20 protein-coding genes and 2 riboswitches are annotated in these 17,739 nt (G+C 53.1%); of the genes, 10 read left to right on the plus strand and 10 right to left on the minus strand.

Annotated elements, in window-relative coordinates; genetic code table 11:
* Nucleotides 1-31: 31 nt before the first annotated feature.
* Nucleotides 32-451: a universal stress protein gene (locus tag KVQ82_RS01615; RefSeq protein ID WP_222017699.1), complete on the minus strand. Its 420-nt coding sequence runs from the start codon at nt 449-451 to the stop codon at nt 32-34.
* Nucleotides 452-546: 95 nt separating this feature from the next.
* The gene (locus KVQ82_RS01620) at nt 547-1,746 is read right to left on the minus strand and encodes a cation:proton antiporter (RefSeq protein WP_222017700.1); all 1,200 of its coding nucleotides are present in this window, start codon (nt 1,744-1,746) and stop codon (nt 547-549) included.
* Nucleotides 1,747-1,998: 252 nt separating this feature from the next.
* A riboswitch (Fluoride riboswitch) is annotated at nt 1,999-2,060 on the minus strand.
* A 420-nt stretch (nt 2,061-2,480) separates the two neighbouring features.
* Here KVQ82_RS01620 and KVQ82_RS01625 point away from each other — a divergent pair.
* Nucleotides 2,481-2,693 carry a universal stress protein gene (locus KVQ82_RS01625; RefSeq protein ID WP_260687911.1) on the plus strand — a complete coding sequence of 71 codons (213 nt, stop codon included), beginning with the start codon at nt 2,481-2,483 and terminating at the stop codon, nt 2,691-2,693.
* On the plus strand, nt 2,642-3,112 hold the full coding sequence (locus KVQ82_RS01630) for an HAD family hydrolase (RefSeq protein WP_222017702.1): 471 nt from the start codon (nt 2,642-2,644) through the stop codon (nt 3,110-3,112). Before KVQ82_RS01625 ends, KVQ82_RS01630 begins: the two co-directional genes overlap by 52 nt.
* Nucleotides 3,113-3,396: 284 nt before the next feature.
* Here the strand turns inward: KVQ82_RS01630 and cfa are convergent, their stop codons facing one another.
* A complete protein-coding gene (cfa, locus tag KVQ82_RS01635; protein ID WP_222017704.1) occupies nt 3,397-4,557 on the minus strand; it encodes a cyclopropane fatty acyl phospholipid synthase in 1,161 nt (386 codons plus the stop codon).
* The gene (locus tag KVQ82_RS01640; protein WP_222017706.1) at nt 4,554-5,015 is read right to left on the minus strand and encodes a hypothetical protein; all 462 of its coding nucleotides are present in this window, start codon (nt 5,013-5,015) and stop codon (nt 4,554-4,556) included. The genes cfa and KVQ82_RS01640 overlap by 4 nt, the downstream gene beginning before the upstream one ends.
* Before the next feature lie 80 nt (nt 5,016-5,095).
* Nucleotides 5,096-5,161, minus strand: a riboswitch (Fluoride riboswitch).
* Nucleotides 5,162-5,351: 190 nt separating this feature from the next.
* Between KVQ82_RS01640 and KVQ82_RS01645 the strand changes: the two genes are divergently transcribed.
* Complete coding sequence (locus KVQ82_RS01645; protein ID WP_222017708.1) at nt 5,352-5,717, plus strand: histone-like nucleoid-structuring protein, MvaT/MvaU family; 366 nt, start codon at nt 5,352-5,354, stop codon at nt 5,715-5,717.
* 193 nt (nt 5,718-5,910) lie between these two features.
* On the opposite strand, the gene KVQ82_RS01650 is transcribed toward KVQ82_RS01645, so the two are convergent.
* The gene (locus KVQ82_RS01650; RefSeq protein ID WP_222017711.1) at nt 5,911-6,951 is read right to left on the minus strand and encodes a hypothetical protein; all 1,041 of its coding nucleotides are present in this window, start codon (nt 6,949-6,951) and stop codon (nt 5,911-5,913) included.
* A 112-nt stretch (nt 6,952-7,063) separates the two neighbouring features.
* Between KVQ82_RS01650 and KVQ82_RS01655 the strand changes: the two genes are divergently transcribed.
* The 4 genes from KVQ82_RS01655 (at nt 7,064) to KVQ82_RS01670 (ending at nt 11,001) form a co-directional block, all read left to right on the plus strand.
* Nucleotides 7,064-7,354 carry a hypothetical protein gene (locus KVQ82_RS01655; protein ID WP_222017712.1) on the plus strand — a complete coding sequence of 97 codons (291 nt, stop codon included), beginning with the start codon at nt 7,064-7,066 and terminating at the stop codon, nt 7,352-7,354.
* 259 nt (nt 7,355-7,613) lie between these two features.
* Nucleotides 7,614-9,164 (plus strand): IS21 family transposase, encoded by a 1,551-nt coding sequence (istA, locus tag KVQ82_RS01660; protein WP_222017714.1) that lies wholly within the window; start codon nt 7,614-7,616, stop codon nt 9,162-9,164.
* Nucleotides 9,161-9,904 carry an IS21-like element helper ATPase IstB gene (istB, locus tag KVQ82_RS01665; protein WP_222017716.1) on the plus strand — a complete coding sequence of 248 codons (744 nt, stop codon included), beginning with the start codon at nt 9,161-9,163 and terminating at the stop codon, nt 9,902-9,904. The genes istA and istB overlap by 4 nt, the downstream gene beginning before the upstream one ends.
* A 251-nt stretch (nt 9,905-10,155) precedes the next feature.
* Nucleotides 10,156-11,001, plus strand: a complete 846-nt coding sequence (locus tag KVQ82_RS01670; protein WP_222017718.1) for an inositol monophosphatase family protein — start codon at nt 10,156-10,158, stop codon at nt 10,999-11,001.
* Between the two features lie 3 nt (nt 11,002-11,004).
* On the opposite strand, the gene KVQ82_RS01675 is transcribed toward KVQ82_RS01670, so the two are convergent.
* The 3 genes from KVQ82_RS01675 to KVQ82_RS01685 form a co-directional block, all read right to left on the minus strand.
* Nucleotides 11,005-11,214, minus strand: a complete 210-nt coding sequence (locus KVQ82_RS01675) for a hypothetical protein (RefSeq protein WP_222017719.1) — start codon at nt 11,212-11,214, stop codon at nt 11,005-11,007.
* Nucleotides 11,215-11,427: 213 nt separating this feature from the next.
* Complete coding sequence (locus KVQ82_RS01680; RefSeq protein WP_222017721.1) at nt 11,428-12,618, minus strand: DEAD/DEAH box helicase; 1,191 nt, start codon at nt 12,616-12,618, stop codon at nt 11,428-11,430.
* Nucleotides 12,615-13,175 (minus strand): hypothetical protein, encoded by a 561-nt coding sequence (locus tag KVQ82_RS01685; protein ID WP_222017723.1) that lies wholly within the window; start codon nt 13,173-13,175, stop codon nt 12,615-12,617. The genes KVQ82_RS01680 and KVQ82_RS01685 overlap by 4 nt, the downstream gene beginning before the upstream one ends.
* 106 nt (nt 13,176-13,281) lie before the next feature.
* Here KVQ82_RS01685 and KVQ82_RS01690 point away from each other — a divergent pair, with 106 nt between their 5' ends.
* The gene (locus KVQ82_RS01690) at nt 13,282-13,500 is read left to right on the plus strand and encodes a helix-turn-helix domain-containing protein (protein ID WP_222017725.1); all 219 of its coding nucleotides are present in this window, start codon (nt 13,282-13,284) and stop codon (nt 13,498-13,500) included.
* Between the two features lie 235 nt (nt 13,501-13,735).
* Here the strand turns inward: KVQ82_RS01690 and KVQ82_RS01695 are convergent, their stop codons facing one another.
* A complete protein-coding gene (locus KVQ82_RS01695; RefSeq protein ID WP_222017726.1) occupies nt 13,736-14,623 on the minus strand; it encodes an ImmA/IrrE family metallo-endopeptidase in 888 nt (295 codons plus the stop codon).
* Nucleotides 14,624-14,629: 6 nt separating this feature from the next.
* Nucleotides 14,630-14,944 carry a helix-turn-helix domain-containing protein gene (locus KVQ82_RS01700; RefSeq protein ID WP_260687914.1) on the minus strand — a complete coding sequence of 105 codons (315 nt, stop codon included), beginning with the start codon at nt 14,942-14,944 and terminating at the stop codon, nt 14,630-14,632.
* A gap of 145 nt (nt 14,945-15,089) precedes the next feature.
* On the opposite strand from KVQ82_RS01700, the gene KVQ82_RS01705 reads away from it, so the two are divergent.
* Nucleotides 15,090-16,193 carry a multiubiquitin domain-containing protein gene (locus tag KVQ82_RS01705; RefSeq protein WP_222017730.1) on the plus strand — a complete coding sequence of 368 codons (1,104 nt, stop codon included), beginning with the start codon at nt 15,090-15,092 and terminating at the stop codon, nt 16,191-16,193.
* Nucleotides 16,190-17,590: a ThiF family adenylyltransferase gene (locus KVQ82_RS01710; RefSeq protein ID WP_222017732.1), complete on the plus strand. Its 1,401-nt coding sequence runs from the start codon at nt 16,190-16,192 to the stop codon at nt 17,588-17,590. Before KVQ82_RS01705 ends, KVQ82_RS01710 begins: the two co-directional genes overlap by 4 nt.
* Nucleotides 17,591-17,739: the final 149 nt, after the last annotated feature.

Raw genomic sequence — 17,739 nt, forward strand, 5'->3', positions numbered from 1 at the left:
TTCCTCCGTCAAAACGGTTAAGACTCTGAAATCAACCCCGGATAACGGTGACCGCACAAGGCGCGTGGTCAATGACCTGCCTTGCCACCGAGCCCAGTAGCCAGCGTTCGAAAATAGAGTGTCCACGGTGCCCAACCACAATGTGATCAATGGCATTCGCTTCGGCATAGCGCACTATTTGTTCGGCTGGGTGACCGATGACCACTTTTATTATTGGAGGATGCTCGCTGGCATGTTGGTGGTGCTTGAGGCTTTTCAGCATATGGCTGTGATGCGCTCTTGACTGCTCAACGACCGCTTCCGTTTCAACCTCATCTCCGAATTCTGGTGGCTGACAAACGGCAACAATGTGCAAACGTGCATTGAAACGGCTGGTTAGTTCGTTGGCAAAATTCAATGCCTTTTTGGCAGCCTCCGAACCATCATAGGCAATGAGAACCTGCTGGATCATGATGTTCTCCTTCCACCTGACGCGGGCGGACATTACGGATTTGCGATTGGTACTCGAATGCAGGTGCTTACTCGTAGATGTTGAGCCACCAGCGTTCAAGGCTCTTGAACATCGGCACTGTCGTCTTTCTCCTCAGCCTTGGGTGTGGCCGGTAATAGATGTCGCGGGAGGAAAAAAGCATTGGCAATCAAGGTTGGTAAAACGGCACTGCCGATAACGGCGGCAACCAGTGCTGAGTACTGCCCCTTATCGATCAAATCATGCGACAAGCCGAACAATGCCGAGATGGTGCCGAATGTCAGTCCGGTGGACATGAGCAGTGTTGTGTACATGCCCTCCCGGCGAGGAGAGCCGTAAGCTTGGCTGAGTGGATAAACACCGATCATTTTGGTCGCCATCTTGACCAGCAATAGCAAGAGAAAGGCGGCAGGAGTCGCAATCAATGCAGGGAGCGAAACGAGGGAACCTGCGCGAATGAAATAGAAAGGCGTCAGCAACCCGAAAGTCATCGTTCGCAAGCGACGGATCAATGCATGGTTTTTACCTACCGTGCCGGCCAGGACCATGCCAATCAGATACGCGGGTAACACTGCTTCGCTGTCAGCCCAGGTTGCTAACGCGCCCAGGGAAAACAGGCACAAGATCAGAAACTTTGCTTCCAGCTCAGAGGGGCGGCCACCAAAGCGCCGGAAAAATCTTGGCGTCAGCCACGGCAGCAAGAAGGCGGCAGCAACCAATGCGGCAATAAATACGAGTGTTCTTATCGTGAATGGGGCAAAGATCAGCCCAAGGGCGATCACGGTGGCCAAGTCTGTTACGAAGCACGCAGCAAGTACGGTTTTGCCGTAGTCGCTGGTGTTGATGCCGAGTTCCAGCATCACTGCATACACAACGGCTACCGAGGTGGTAGACATCGCAATCCCAGCAAGCCAACTCGCCTGTATGCTCCAGCCAAGCCCCCAGAATGCGAGTGCAGCACATCCCAAAAAGGGCACGATGAAGCTGACCAACCCAATCGCTAAGGCTTGTTTCCACTGCTTGCGAAAGACCACTGGATCAAGTTCTGCACCGGCAAGAAATGTCAGCAGTATTGCCCCAGCACCAGAGAGAAACTTTATCCAGCTAGCGTCTCCCTGAAGGATTGCAACACCGAGCATTGCACCGATGACCAGCTGGGCGATGGTCCCGACCACTATCTCGGACAGTGCGGTTGCGATCTTCAAAAAGATCGACATTAAGGTGGCGGCTAGCGCCAACCCCAGCCATAAAGCCGCCTGCGCCCATATCTCAGTCATGACGATCACCTCTATCCGAGGTGCGAACGCGTGACGGCACCCTGACCATTGAATAGGGGTAGATCGCTTTGTCGGTTGGCTGAGCTGGGCAACCAAAGATGAGTGGATAGAAATAGGCCAGGAGCAAACACGGCAATCGAATACCATTCAGATTGCGGTCGTGCTGACGAAGGTGAGGACGGTTCATAGCATCTGCCCCTGATCATAGTCATGGACAGATAGACAGACAGAGCCTACGCGTCCACAAGGGATATATGCGTAGGCATCATTAGCCGGAGGGCGGTTTAAGGAGGAATGCCATCTCCTGCCATAACTCTAGCACTGCATTCCTTTCTTGCATGCAGGTGGTCGGATTGATCACTAGCCGTTTTTGTAGACAAAAAGGAATATGACCAGTGAGCGAGCCCATGAAATACAGTTACGGTCCTCGATAAATGTGATGTGGGTTTAATGGATCACAACTTGTTGCTTGCGCGCCGCATGAAATAGACCGGCGTGCCGCGAGAGCATGTACACCACCCTGCTGATTTTCGCAGGGCACAACTTGGCACCATCTCGATGCTGTTTGCCCCGTCCCGCGTGCTCGGCGCAGATGCTGGCCCAAATCGGCAGCGCAGTGGTTCCGACCCTATCGCCAATGCGCTCTTCCTGTCCCGCTGGCCGGCAAACGTGACTCCACACGGAGAAAGTTGAGGCCCGGGAAACAAAGCGGCAATGCCCGGTACGAACAGATCGTGCGCTATGCTGAAGAGCACACGATCGACCACATCTTCACCGGCCATTTCGGTCATTTAAGTTTCGAACGCTGGCTACTCGGCCCAACGGCGCGCCAAGAGATCGACCACGCGGCCTGTGCGGTGACGGTAATCAGCGGTTTACGCGGTGGAGGGAAGCCATGCTGCAAATCGATATTCCCGGGGTGGGACCGCTGCAGCTCAAGCACCTGATATGCGACTACAACGGCACCCTAGCGGTGGATGGCCGGCTGATTGAGGGGGTAGCTGAACGCTTCGAAGTGATAGGCCGGCAGCTCTCGCTGCACGTGGTCACCGGGGATACCTTCGGCAGCGCCGAGGCCGAGTTGGCGGCGCTAGATGTCAACTTGCTAGTGCTCTCCGACACGGACCACGCGATATGCAAGGAGGATTACCTGCGTACCTTGGGTGTGCGCGGGGTGGTGGCAATCGGCAACGGTAGCAATGATCGCCACATGCTGCAGCAGTCGGCGCTGGGCATCGCGGTGATCGGTTCGGAAGGCGCGGCCTCTGTCGCCATGGTCGCGGCGGACTTGGTCGCCTTGGACATACTGTCCGCTCTGGATATGCTGACCCATCCGCAGCGTATCATCGCTAGCCTACGTTGCTGACCTTCGAGCGGAAGGAATAATTGACACGAATCATCCTGCCCGCTTCGGCGGGCGCACAGAATTGACCCTGCCCGAACTGGGCAGCGTCAGGCCGAGACGGCTACGCTATGTATCGCGGAGAGAGCAGGCAGGCAGAGGCCATTTCCACCAGCCCGCAGTCGCGCTGTGTCGTTAGCGACTACGTCCAAAAGCAGGCGCCGGGCGTCTATCTGTTGGATGAATGTCGTGATATCGCTCTCCTTCATTCGTTCGAATGCGTCCGTGGCAGGTGCACTAGGTTGCGCTTACAACTGAGGGCGCAGATAGCCGCCGGTCACGCCGTGCTTCGACAACACCCACTGCCAGAGCTGGATGTCGCGTGCGCGGAAGGCCCCGGCGCAGGACAGCAGGTAGTAGCGCCACATGCGCCTGAAGCGTTCGCCCAGGTGCGAGAAATGTGGCCAGGCGGCTTCGAATTTGGCGTGCCAGGCCATCAGTGTGCGGTCGTAATCGGCGCCGAAGTTGTGCAGGTCCTCGACCACGAAAAGGCCGTCCGCAGCGTCGCCGATTTGACCTATGGAAGGCAGGTCGCCATTGGCGAAGATGTATCTGTCGATCCAGGGATCAGGATGGCCGTGGCGACTGTTCTTGCCAATGTTGTGCAGCAGGAACAGTCCGTCATCGGCCAAGCAACGGTGGGCCACTTGCATGAACTCTCTATGGTTCTTGTGCCCGACGTGCTCGAACATGCCGACGCTGGCGATGCGGTCAAACTTTTCCGTCAGGCTCCGATAGTCCTGCAGGAGGATATCGACGGGCAGGTCACGGTAGCGGTTCCTTGCCCAGTTAGCCTGCTCTTGGGAAATGGTCACCCCTACGCACTCCACGCCGTAGTGCTGCGCGGCATAACCCATTAGGCTGCCCCAGCCACAGCCGATGTCCAGCAGTCTCATGCCGGGTTCGAGGCATAGCTTGCGGCAGATCAGCTCAAGCTTATCTTGCTGCGCCTGTTCAAGGGTGGAGGCCTTTTCCCAGTAGCCGCAGCTGTAGGTCATGCGCGAGTCGAGCATCGCCTGATAAAGATCGTTGCCCAGATCGTAGTGCTGCCTGCCCACCTGCCAGGCGCGCCTGGAGTTCTGCAGGTTCAACAGGCGGTAGCGCACGCCATGCATGAGTAGGCGTAACGGTTGTACTTCGCGATCCAGATGCGCGCTGAGCAGGCGGTGGAAGAACTTATCGAGGTGACGGGCGTCCCAGTCGCCGTCCATGTAACTTTCGCCCAAACCGAGGCTGCCCTGTGCGAGCGCACGTTCGAAGACTTGCGGACGGAGCACCTGCATGTCCCAAGGACGCAGACCGTTGATCCTAATGTCGGCCTTGTTTAGCAGCTCCGCCGCCAGTTCGCATAGTTCCGCACGCTTGCCGGTGTTCGAATCCAGCGACTGGTTTCTCGATAGCTCGCTCATGCTTGGCTCTCCGTTCCGTTGGCGGGAGCGGCATGGCAGTGGCGAGCGATTGCCTGACGCACACGCTGCTCAGCCAGGGAATCGCGGTAGAAGTCCACACGGTAGATGCAAATATTGCTGGCAAGGGTTTCGAAGCGCAGGCAGCAGTAAGCTTCCCAGGCTTCTCGTGGTTCCGAGAAAACCAGGTACCGTGCGGCACTTTCGATCAGCAGCGCCGAGAGTTTCAGGTCCTGCGCATACAGTGCATTGGCCAAATGCTCCTTTTGCTCACGAGCCAAGGCGGCGCTATCGGGATAATTGATTTTCAAAAGAGCGTGGTGTGCCGGGATCACTTGGAGAAAGTTTTCAATATCGTCGGAAACCAAGCTGATTACCGACGAAGGACACGCGGCATCATTGGATTGGGATATGTCCACTGCAACCTCCAGATATCGTTGCTCGACGTTGCCAAGCGGCATCTTCAATGCGTGCCTGGGCGTAACTTGAACGAAATGGGGTGCGAGGAGGCATGAAAATGCCTACCGCACCCGCCTTCGCGAGTTCGGTAGGCATCATCAGCTGAAGAAGTCAGCGGTTAATGGAGAATGCCATCTCCTGTTGAAACTCTAACACCAGTTTCCGGACTTGCAAGCAACCCGAGGACTCGCTGCCATAATTCTTCACAACGCCTAATACGCACTGCCTCTTTGGAGGCTCTGGTGACGATGTGTTGGGCATGGGTGACGAAAATCAAATCATCACTTAGCATGAGAATGTGCATTCCGTGCCATCGTAAATCTTAAGGAAAGTTACCCATGTCTCGTTTGGCTGAATTTCGCATGCTTGAACAAAAACTGGCTGAACAGCTCGCAGAGCTCGAGTCGATGAAAAGCGATTCCGGCCTCAAGGCCGAAATGGAGTTTGAGAGCAAACTGCGGGCGTTGCTGGGGGAGTATGGTTTCAGTCTGCAAAATATCATCAACCTACTTGACCCTCAGACGGGTCGTCGTCCCGCGGTTGTTCGCGCACCGAAGACAGTCCGCAAAGCTCGCAACGTGAAGATCTACAGAAACCCAAATTCGGGTGAGCTGATTGAAACTAAGGGCGGCAACCACCGTCAGTTGAAAGATTGGAAAACAGAGTTTGGCGCAGACGTTGTCGAGTCTTGGCGTACTCAGTAATACCGGGTTGATTACTAAGGGCCCATGTATGGGCTCTTTTCTTGGGATGGAGAACCTTGGTTCGAAGATCATTAGGAACGCGCTGCTACTACGCCGGCTAAAAAGTTCAGGTTTCTGTTTAGCAGGTGATCGGACAGAAGGGAACGCCGGAGCACATTCATGACTACGAACTCAGCTTTTCATATGGTCCCCTTTACAGGAGCAGATCTACTGGAGGGAAATGCTCTGAACGCCCTTCAAGGATACATCTCCAACCCCATGTTCGAAGAGCAGATGCACGCTCGAAATCTTTGACAAGTTCTGTCGGAATGTCCTTCAGATCCGACTTAAGCTCAAACTGAGGTTTCATGGCGTACTCAACGTCCATTCCCATTTTTCCGTGAATCAACCTCTGCATAACTTTTGTTCGTTGGGGCCAATCCAGGCTTTTCCCTCGCGTGTTCTTAGTCTGATAAACCATCGCATTCAAATGCGCTGACGCATGCACGTAGTCGCTACTGATCATCCAAACTTTCAGGTGGGGTAAAGTGCCTAGGGGCAAGATGTGCTCAATGATCCAGTCCAAGAACGGAAGTGCAATGTGCCTAGCTTGGAGCTCAACGCCAATCATTATGAGCGCATTGTGTAGCGTAAGTGCAATTTTTACAGCGGTGACACTGCGCTTTTGCTGTGTCGCCTCAAGAACCAAGCAAATCAGACAAGCTACACAGTCGAGACTGACTCGTTTTTCAAGTTTATCCAGCAGTCGTTGTGTGACGGGTTCGCGCTTTGAGTACGCGGACAATCCTGAAAATCCTGACGAAAATATTACAGCTTGTACGTCGACGCTCAGTGTTCTCATATAGGCGTCCGCATCAAGATTCTTGTGATCTACGCATCGCATTATCTCCCAGAGTGGATGTTCTAACTCTTGCGTTGAACCAGGAGCAAGAAGCTCAACGCGTTTAAGTGTTTTAGACTTCGGGGTATTTAGGTCTTTCTCGTATCCTGACCATTTGCTCCGATAATGACGAATCGTCCCATTACTATTTCGTTGAAACGATTCCTTCTCGAAATGCCGCTCCAGTGCATACGCGGAAGACAGGGACGTGCGCTGCTTCAGGCCTTCGTACCAATAGCGAACTCGCATCGTTTCGATTGGGCACCGTCGGGAATCGTTTTTTTCACAAAAAAAGTTCCGCATTTCATGTGAAAACGCCGAGAATATTTCAACTATTCTATGAAAATCAGACATCTACGACGACTCCAAAAAATCCCGTACCGTAAAAAATGTAGAAGTCTTACGGCTGGAAGGCAAGAGCCCTGTTAATTAACATGAAGCGTGACTACACAGGACAAGCCGCGTCATGCAAGAACACATCGAGATAGAGATTCTTGCCTCCGAATTGGAGGACGACCTAGTAGACCGCTACGGACTCATGCTCGGAAGTACCGCGTTGTGGCGGGAGTTGGGCTACGCGTCGCACGAGGCGTTTCGTAAAGCCAAACAACGAGGGCGAATAGAAGTGCCTTTGTTCGATGTGCCGAACCGGCGCGGATCCTTTGCTTTATCGAAAGAGGTTGCAACCTGGATTGCCAAGCAGCGCTTTGCCGCACCTCCACATCGGGCTGGGGCGATGCAAAAAGAGGCTCAATGACTTGATTGATACGATCAGCTATGGAGAAAGGAGATATCGACATGAAAGGTGACTGAACCGTTATACGGTGGTTCAGGAGCACGAAAAAGCCCGGGGTTGGCGCCCCAGGCTTTTTTTGGTTATGTCAGGTTTCGAGTCCAGGACATTGCCATTCTGTGTTCCCCCGCGTTCGGCGTCAAGCCGGCCAAACCCCGTTCATCTGTAAATTTCACACGGCGCGATTTGTGAGGCGTTCACACGCCTGTTGCAGGGAGAAACGATGAGGCTACCAGTAGAGAGACAACGCGAGGTGCTACGCCTTGCGGCCGATAACAAGCTATCCAACCGGGCCGTTGGCCGGTTAGCGAAGGTATCTCACAATACGGTTCGCACACTCCGAGATCAGTTGAAGCAAAGCGGCGAAACCTGGGAAAGTATCAGGTCACTCGACAATAAAGCGTTCACTGCCCGGCTGTGCAGCGACCTAAGAGGACCAATCAACAGGAAGGTTTGTCCGCAGTGGCTGGAAGTACACGACCAGCTTCGATTGCCTGACATGACACTGGAACTGCTGTGGCAGGAATTTAGGGAAAAAGAGCCTTCTGGCGTCTCATATGCTCAATTCACCCGCCTCTACCGAGGTTGGCTGAATACGCAAAAGGTCAGCATGAGACAGGTACACCTACCGGGTGACAAGATGTTCGTAGACTTCTGCGGACGAACGATGCGTATAACAGACTCAGTAACAGGAGCGGTCAGCACCGCTCAAATTTTCGTTGCTACTTTGGGAGCCTCGGGATACATATTCGCGACAGCAGTCGCAAGTCAGACAACTCAAGATTGGTTACGTTGTCACGTGCGTGCATTAGAATTCTTTGAAGGGGTGCCCAGGTTTGTGGTTCCCGATAACTTGAAAGCAGCGGTGCTCAAAACGACGCGCGACCAACTTGTATTGAATCGCGCATATTCCGAACTTTCCGAGCATTACGGAATAACCATCACGCCCGCGAGGCCTCGCAAGCCCAAGGACAAATCATTGGGCGAGATTGGTGTTCAGATTGTACAGAGATTTATTCTTGCCAGACTCCGAGCACGTACATTCTTCTCACTAGATGAACTTAATGAGCAAATTACTTACTGGACTGGCGTTTTGAACGACAGAGTTACTCGAACTTATCCAAAAAGCAGGATGGTGCGTTTCCTTGAAATTGAATCTCCAGCTTTGCAGCCACTTCCTGAGAGGGGCTACAACTATAGCCAATGGATTTACCATGTTCGGGTCGGGAGCGATTATCACGTTGAATTTAACGAGCATAATTATTCAGTCCCTTATCACTTCGCCAATCAAGTTGTAGATCTGCGCGTTAATGATGAGTGGCTTGAAGTCAGCTTCCAACGGCAAATTATTAGCACACATCGGGTGGAACTCAGCCGGGGTGTCAGCACATTACGAGAACACCTGTCCCCCAGTCATGGGCAGTTCCAGGACTCTCAGCCGGAGATGTTGTTAGCTTGGGCACAAAGTATCGGTCCAGAAACCCTGTATTACGTCAAAAAAAATCTCGATGACAGAAGGGACTTCGCCACAGGGCTTCGAGCGGTGGTAGCGCTCAGACGCGACGTGCGCAAAGGCCAGATTGTATCGTCTAGATTGGAGTCGGCTTGTGCCTACGCCAACTCGCTCAACATCCTGAGTTCGGAACGGCTACGGTCAATTTTACGTAACGGGTCTGACCTGCGACCTGCGTTGAGGATTTCCACGCCGCCTATTGAGCATTCAAACATTCGCGGAGCCCAGTACTACGCCACGCAGGGAGATGAGCCGGTATGAAACAAGTATTGAACACCGCGCAAGGGTTGCTGAACCTTGGATTGAATGGAATGGCGATCGCGTATGAGCGCCAGCTCGAAGAGCCCGCTCTGCTTAAACAGCCTTTCGACACGAGACTCGGCCTGATGATGGAGGCGGAGACATCTCAGCGCGAGACCAGAAAAATTGAGCGACTACTCAAAGCAGCCAAACTCCGCGAGTCGGAAGCGACCCTCGAAAACATTGAGTTCAAAGCTAATCGAGGCCTTGATCGCAACGAAGTCATGACCTTGGGTGAATGCGAGTGGCTGCGGCGCCGGCAAAACATAATCATCACTGGCGCAACCGGTACTGGGAAAACCTGGTTGGCTTGTGCCTTTGGAAACCAGGCCTGCCGCCTTGGGTCACATACGGTTTATCGCACCGCCACAAAGTTATTCGAAGAAATATCTCTATCTTACGCGGATCACACGCTCCCAAAACTGCGCCGCCAATTGATCCGGGCCGAGCTCTTGATCATTGATGATCTTGGCATCGGCGGAATAGATGCGCAGCTTGGCCCTTTCCTTCTGGATGTCATTGATCAACAGTCTCAGAACGGCTCTTTGCTCATTACCAGCCAGTATCCGAAGGAGAAATGGTACGACTTGTTCACTGACCCAACGATTGCGGACGCTATCCTTGACCGCATCGTACACAAATCTCACGTTCTTCAGCTCAAGGGAGAATCGATGCGCAGGGTCAAAAGCCGGAAGCGCTGAGGCTCTCCCCCAACTGAAGGATCATATGGTGTTACGGCGATTTGCGATGAAGTCAATGGCACTGCGAGTGGTCAAGTCGGATGCAACTGGTCAAGTCGAATGCAAACGCTTGGTCAGATGCCATGCAACTGATTGTTCGATAGCTATATTCTCCATGGTGCCTCGCCCGAATTGGCCGTTCGGCTGCCTACCATGCATCAAAGCTGTCTTCGGGACTTTCCTTGAGCGGTTTATCAGCCTTGAGGAATAATATGTCTAGCCTAGATCTTTCAAAATTACTCGCTCAAGTTACCGAGGTTGTTGAACGCGCAGGCGCTCTGCTCTCTGAAGAGTGGAATCGTCCGGATGGACCTCGTGGTCGGGGTGACAAGGCTGTTATTGATGTCGAAATCGAACAGTTTTTGCGGCCTGAACTTCTCAGCCTGCTCAGCTGCGATTTTTGGGGTGAAGAGACGGGGCATGTCCTTACAGGGCATGCCTGGTGTTGGGTTGTAGACCCTAACGATGGCACAAGTGATTTTTTGAAGGGCTTGAAGGGATCAGCGATATCGGTTGGGCTACTGCATAACACCATCCCCGTGCTCGGGGTTGTATACGCACCAGTCACTTCTGAGGGGCGACCCGATTGCATCAGTTGGGCGGAGGGCAGACCCCATTTAATTCGCAACGGTCGATCAGTCGATGAGTGTCTCGATGATAAACAGCTTTCGAACGAAAGCATGATCATGGTCAGTGCAGCAGCGGTGAGTCACCCAGAACTCAATCGAGAACTGTGTGATCCAGGGCATTTCCATGCAATGCCATCGATCGCATACAGACTGGCAAGGGTTGCCGCAGGTGACGGAATATGCGGCGTCTCTCTCTATGCTGTTTCAGCGCATGACGTTGTGGGTGGGCATGCGCTGTTGAGAGGTGCCGGAGGCGTATTGCTGGATGAAAACGGAGTCGCCATACGCTATGCGACAGAGGCAAAAATGGCGACTGTTTCGCAACGCTGCTTTGGTGGATCACCTTCAGCATGTCGCGAATTGATAACTCGTGAATGGGGACGAGTGTTCGGAGGGACGAGCGCTAAGGATAATAAGCCGGACGGATGACCGTCAGAACGCGTCAGGACCAGGCTCGACACCAGTAAACGTGATTTCCACTGGCTCGCCTTCACGCTGCCAAGCCAGTTGATAGAGCAGCCACTGGTGTTCCCCCTCACAGCGATCTGCCACGAGCAATAGTGTCCAGCCAGCCCTCAGTAATCGATTGGCGTTTTCCTCGCTACGGGTGCTGATCAACGTTTTCGTCTGCTCGATACCCACGCTAAATGTTCCCTCACTTCAACATGATTGTTCTGAAGGCCAACCTCCAGGGTATGCCTTTCCCCCAGATTACGCTGAGACGAATTCCTCCGCCAGCCAGCCCATTTACAGCGAGAGACCAATTCAAATCCGGATGGTCACTTCGAATGCAAATGACTGGTCAAGTCGAATGCAAACAGGTGGTCAGTAGCTATGCAAACGGTTGGTCAGTAGCTATGCAAATGGGTGGTCAAGTGAGGTGCAATTTCGCACCTCGGCAATCCGCTGGGAGAATTGTTGCAAAAGGGGCTCTGCAAGCGCATATAGCCAGGCATGCTCATCAATGTCCCCCATGCGTCTCAACACCCGTCCCAGCACCTGCCGGTAATGTAGTTCTGTGCGAATCCTACTGAGATAGCAGCAGACCTGCAGTCTTGGAATATCGGTGCCCTCGCTAATCATCCCCACTGCCACGATCCAGCGCTCATTACTATTGCGAAACTTATCAATGAGACCTTGAGCTCCGGGAGTCTGGTTTGTGACGACCAGACAATTTTCACCGCGAGCCCTCAAAATAGAGGCAATCTGATTGGCATGCCGGACGTTAGTCGCTACCACCAAGCCCGCGGCATTTGGTGTGACCTTCCGGATCTCATTTAGCCGTTCACAGCCCAATTCGATGGTCTGTTGCACGATCTCATCGTTAGAGAGTAAGTCCTCAAAACTAACGGGAGACTCAGTGAGGAGTTGGGCAATGCTGGGATAAACAACGTCCGTTGAGCTGTTACCCATTTGCTCTGTCAGCCTTATCGCATTGTTATCGATCAGCACGATACGGGGAGGACGGCATACCTTGTCTGATATTGCCTCCTCGATGCCGTAGCGAAAGTCGCAGATCAGGCGGCCCTCAGGATTTGAGTACCTTGCCAATGCGATAGCTCTCTCATCAGACCGCCAAGGTGTACCTGACAGCGCAAGGGTATAGGCAGCTCTATCTTGAACCCTCTGCAGAATGATCTGCCCCCAAGAATTGCTAAAAATGGGGTCATGGCCCGCACAGTGGTGGATCTCATCGAATACTGCGAAGACTCGATATTTATCAAGCAGCCTCCAGAACTCTTCACCCTGATGATGCATGCCTTGATAAGTAGTGGCGACGCCAACAGAGCCTAATAGGCCATCAAACTGACGGTTTAATGCGCCTGAAAATGTATTCCTCAATCCCTCTGCTACTTGGCAGGACGGAGCAAAACAGAGCACAAGATCAATCTCACCGGAGAGCAATAGTTGACGGGCGATTTCCGCCGCCATTCTACTTTTTCCTGCACCAGGGGTTGCTTGGCAAAAAAAATGCGGAGAATGCTTGTAACAAGACAGAGCTGCATCAACGCATGCAGCCTGCCAGGCGCGAAGAGACATACTCATGCGGCTAGCGACTTTAAGGTCTTCTCGACAGCCTTGAGGTGACCAAGAAGCCGAGAGCTTCGATCGCGGGCCTCAACGTAATTATCTTCAACCCAGACTTTCAGCTGTGGCATTTCATTCAAGAGCTGTTTATATCGCTCAGCCTCACCCATGGATGTGAGCAAATCCAACCGAATTTCTTTGGCCAACGTCTCAAGCCGTTGGGAAGGCGCCTCAACCGGTTTAAGAATACCCGCAGTAGGGCCTTGACCTTGCGGAGGGGAACAACTCATGAAATTGCAGTCGACGAGTTCAACAGAAAGTAGCTCTGGCTTGCCTAGCACGTGAAAGACCTGTCCTCGTTTTCGACGCACTTCATCTTGCCGAATCCAACCGACATGCTTCAAGCGGCGGACCTGCTCATAAATATATTTCCAGAGCTCACCGAGACCGATATCTGATGAGGCTATTTTCTGAGCGTAGGCATCACGAAGGTCGAGAGTGGTGAATCGTTGGAGTTTCCCTTCCTGGAGTAACTCGAAGATGTGCCTGTTTAACTTAAATGTCGCCGGTTTCATGCAGGCACCTAGGAATGAGAATAGCTATGCAAAATGCGGATTATAATCCGTCGCCACTTAGTCCGCAAACGACGGATAGTTTCGCCTTGAGTAAGGCGAGGCAGTTATGCAGCAGCTGGCGAAGGATCTCGGGCAGAACATCCGTGAGCGAAGGATATCGGTAGGTCTATCTCAAGATGCTTTAGCGCACGTATGTATGATGGATCGCAGCTATGTCGGTAGGATCGAGAGAGGAGAAGTCAACCTTACGATCGAGAAGCTCTACCGCATCGCATACCAATTGGATTGCCAACCTCACGCCCTGCTGCCATACATTAGTCGTTAGAAATCTGACTCTAGGGCGACCCCTCGCTGAAAAAACAAGGGACCGATCCTTACATGCATAATGATTGTCCACGTTCCATTGAAAACGGACGCTGCCTGTTTTGGCGCAAGGAAATGCCAAGGAAGAAAGGGGGGCTAGGTGTTCATTGACGTCAGATGTGCTGTATTCGTAGCTTTAGGATTCGTGCCCAATGAGTCCCATCGATCAGCGCTTATAGCCGACGAAGCCTATACCTTTATCGAAACGAGGGGATTCCAGTTAACGGCGATAGCAGCTCATCTTCGTCCATGAGATGTCTTTCGATGTCAGGTAGGATCAAAACTCCTAGCGTGTAATTGAATCCACTACCCTCGATTACAAAGGCATGTTCTTCAATTTCAAGCTCTGCTGATTCTCGCGAAAGCCAGGCGCTCGCAGGAATGATGCCGGACGTTCCAGTCGCTGATCGCACCGCATTGTTCAGTACTGACTGAGCGGGAGGTTCAATGGTTTCGTTCCGAGTGGCGAAGTAAGCACCAGATCGGAATGCCCGCTCGTTTGAGCAGGACCAGTCAAGGAAGCCGTCTTTGGCTGATAGAACGATAACCCTACCCGGTGCTACCTCACGCCATTTTAAGGCGGCTGCGGTGATTGAAACACCGTATCGATCTGCACAGTGACGAAGCAAGTCCATCGAGAACGGATGCCCATCTACCTGTGCCCGGAAATCGTTGAGCGGCATCAGCAAATACGATGCGAAGGTATCGGCTTCAACCTCAATATCACGCCCATGGGGATCCCAGGAGTGCATGTCTTGATTTGAGCAATTGAAGCGAGATTGGCGTTCGCGATGGAGCATGTAGTGCCCAAACTCGTGGGCAATGGTGAAGCGAATCCGGCCTTCTGACTCAACGTCCTCGTTAACGCCGATCATCCACCCATTGCCCTTCGGACTCTTGGCTAGCATCCCCTCGAACGAAGGTAGCGGAACTGTTTTGATAGCCAGAATTGGCTGATCAGGACAGGTCTGCGACGACCACTCGAGCGCTAACGCTCTCACATCGACCGGAAAACGGTCACCCCCTAACACCTGCTCCAAAACTCGAGATATACGAATCGCTTCGCTCTTAGGGGTAATGGCCATGCTAAATCAGCTCCACCAATCGTCAACCATTTTCCGAAGCCGCTCTTTGTCCTTATCGTCCAGGTCTTGGTATTTGCGGAAGAACTCTTTGTCCGCCTCTACTGCCAGATCTGGAGAGGAAGAGCCTAGCAACGATTCTGGCGATAGACCCAACGCCATTGCGATTTTGGTCACCTTGTCTAAGGACGGGTTTGGCTTGTCGCGATTCTCTAGCTCCCACAAGTAGCTTTTACTCGACTCGGTAAGAGTCGCCAGCTGCTCCAGCGACATGCCTAAATCCCGCCTCCTAGCGTTAATTTTTTCTCCAAGGGGTGATGCCACGGGCGCCTCCTTCGTAAGTGGGTCGACCACTATACCATTATAACGAACGAATTCGTACCTGTTGACAGATACGGCTGGGCGGAGCATTGTGGCCCTGTCGTTCGGTCCCACCGAACAAAAATGTATCTAGATGGAGAACAAGGCAATGACTACCAACCTTCCTCTCGACCCATTTCATCAGTCGAACGTAAGCCGCTCCGCCGTAGTAAAAATTAATGGCGAGCTTGTAGGTGTTCACGACTGGACGCCTACAGCTCGCCAGATTCTGGCTGCGGCTGACTTGCAGCCAGCTACAGAGTACGCACTTTTGAGCTGGCCAGAACACGGGCCGACCGAAGAGCTTGGCCTCGACGAAACCATCCCGTTACCTCGCAACGAACAGGTAGCGGAATTTCTAGCGATGCAAGCAGATGGGGTTTTCTACTTCATGCTGAACGACGAACGCTTTGCCTGGGCAGGCCCGCTCAGCGCAGAGGACGTTCGTAAGGTTGGTCGTGTGCCAGTAACGATGGAATTGTGGCTGGAACGACGCGGTGAGCCTGATTTGCAACTTGAGAAGGGAGATGTTGTTGATCTCCTGGCTCCAGGGGTTGAGCGTATTTACACTCGCCGGCGCAAATGGAAACTGGATGTACACGGGGTAATCGTCGAGTCGTCTGAGCCGCAGATTATCGTTCGCGATGCTCTGATCTTGGCCGGGATCGATCCGGACCAGGGGTGGATCATTCGTCTGAAGGTGCGTGGCGAGCCCAAGCGCGAAGTCGGATTGGCGGACAGCATTGACCTGACGAAGCCTGGCATCGAGCGCCTTCAGCTCCTCTCTGACACGATCAATAACGGCGAAGTCGCGTGTTCCATGCGGCGGAATTTCGTATTGCTGGCTAAAGACGAGACCTATCTGGATGCTCGGGGGCTGGCTTGGGAAACAGTTGATGATGGCAGACGTTGGTTGCTGATCCGGGACTACCCAGTGCCGCAGGGATATCTCCAAACAAGCACCTGCGTGGCCATAGAAATTCCGCAGAACTACCCGGCCGCAGAGATCGACATGTTCTATTGCAACCCGCCGCTCACTTTGAAAAGCGGTGGCCAGATTGCGCAAACTGAACATCGTCAGGTGGTAAACGGCGACGAATTCCAGCGCTGGTCTCGCCACAGAAATCCAGGGCAGTGGTCTCCCGTGCGCGATTCTGTGATCTCCCACATGGGGCTGATTGACGAGTCCATTGCCCGGGAGCTAGGGCAATGAGTGCTAACACGACGTTGATATTGACAGGCGCGCTGCATACGCGCCTTCAACAACACCTTCTTCCACCTGACGGTCTGGAAGCAGCGGCAATTTTACTCTGCAAGCGTATGCAAACAGAGAAAAGGCTGAAGTTATTGTGTAAGGAGGCAGTACTAGTTCCTTATGGCCAGTGCACTCGAGTTCATGACCATCTTGAGTGGCCTGGAAGAAGCCTTCTTGAGGCACTCGACCTAGCGGAACCTGAAGGCCTTTCACTCGTACTAATCCATTCCCACCCAGGAGGATTCTACGATTTCTCCCTTGCGGACTCGGAATCTGATGCCTTGGTCATACCTCAGGTGTTTGCCAATCTCGAGCAAGGTGATCATTCAGAAGTGGTTCATGGGAGCGCGATCATAGTGCCGGGAGGGGCCATCAAAGCCCGGACATATGACTGCAACCATCAGATGGAACCGATCAATTTGGTAGCGGTGTATGGGGACGATATCCATCTCTTCTGGAGTGATGACGACCAGCCCTCGCAGCGCCCAATGGCTTTTTCAGAACAAATGCGATCAGAGTTGGGCAGGCTTGCTGCAGCGGTAATTGGCTACTCAGGCACTGGCAGCATTGCTGCAGAACAGCTCGCGCGTATTGGCTTCGGTGAAATGGTAGTCGTTGATTTCGACCAGGTCGAAGATCGGAACCTCAATCGGATCATCAACTCCACAGTCGCTGATGCTCTTACTGGTCAGTTGAAAGTGAACGTGCTCCGTAGGGCCGTGGCTGGCTTTCGACCCGACATGCGCTTGCAATGCGTGCCGACTTCGGTCGCTACAAGGGAGGCAGTTCTTGCTGTGGCCGAGGCCGATATCCTGTTCTGTTGCGTAGACAGTGAGGAGGGGCGCTTTATCTGCGATGCAATTGGCGCCGCGTTCATGATGCCGCTCTTTGATGTTGGAGTAGTCATTCCGGTGCGCCGAGACAAAAATGGCAAGCTCGCAATTCTCGATGTCCATGGTCGGGTCGACTACGTTCAGCCTGGTGGGTCGACCTTACTGGATCGCAAGGTCTATACCCCAGCGTCCCTGAGAGCGGAAGAGTTAGCTCGACGGGATCCTGCGGCCCATGCAGAACAGGTGAAGGCCGGCTATATGCCCGGCAGTCTAGAGCAAGCTCCGTCAGTGATCACCGTTAACATGCAGGCCGCAAGCATGGTTGTTCAGGAGCTGATAGCCAGGCTCTACCCATATCGCCTGGATGGAAATAGTCGCTGTGCACGAACCATGTTTAGTCTGGCCGAGAAGGAGTTCGAGTACTTTTCAGAAGCTGACTTTGCCGCTAAAGAATCGTTAACACTGGGTTCTGGCCTAAGCGAACCTCTACTGGGTCTACCCTCTCTGAGAGGCGAACAATGACTTGGCTGACTCGGATTTGGGCAGCAATTCGGAAGGTTGCCTCCAGATGGTTTGAAACGGAGCTCCGGACTTACCGAGTCAATGGCGACACTCTACCGAAATACATCCGCCCGAATCAGCTGATCCATCTGGTTGATGATGGAGAAAGC

This window comes from Pseudomonas sp. AO-1 (assembly GCF_019775695.1).
GTDB classification, from domain to species: Bacteria; Pseudomonadota; Gammaproteobacteria; order Pseudomonadales; family Pseudomonadaceae; genus Aquipseudomonas; species Aquipseudomonas parakoreensis.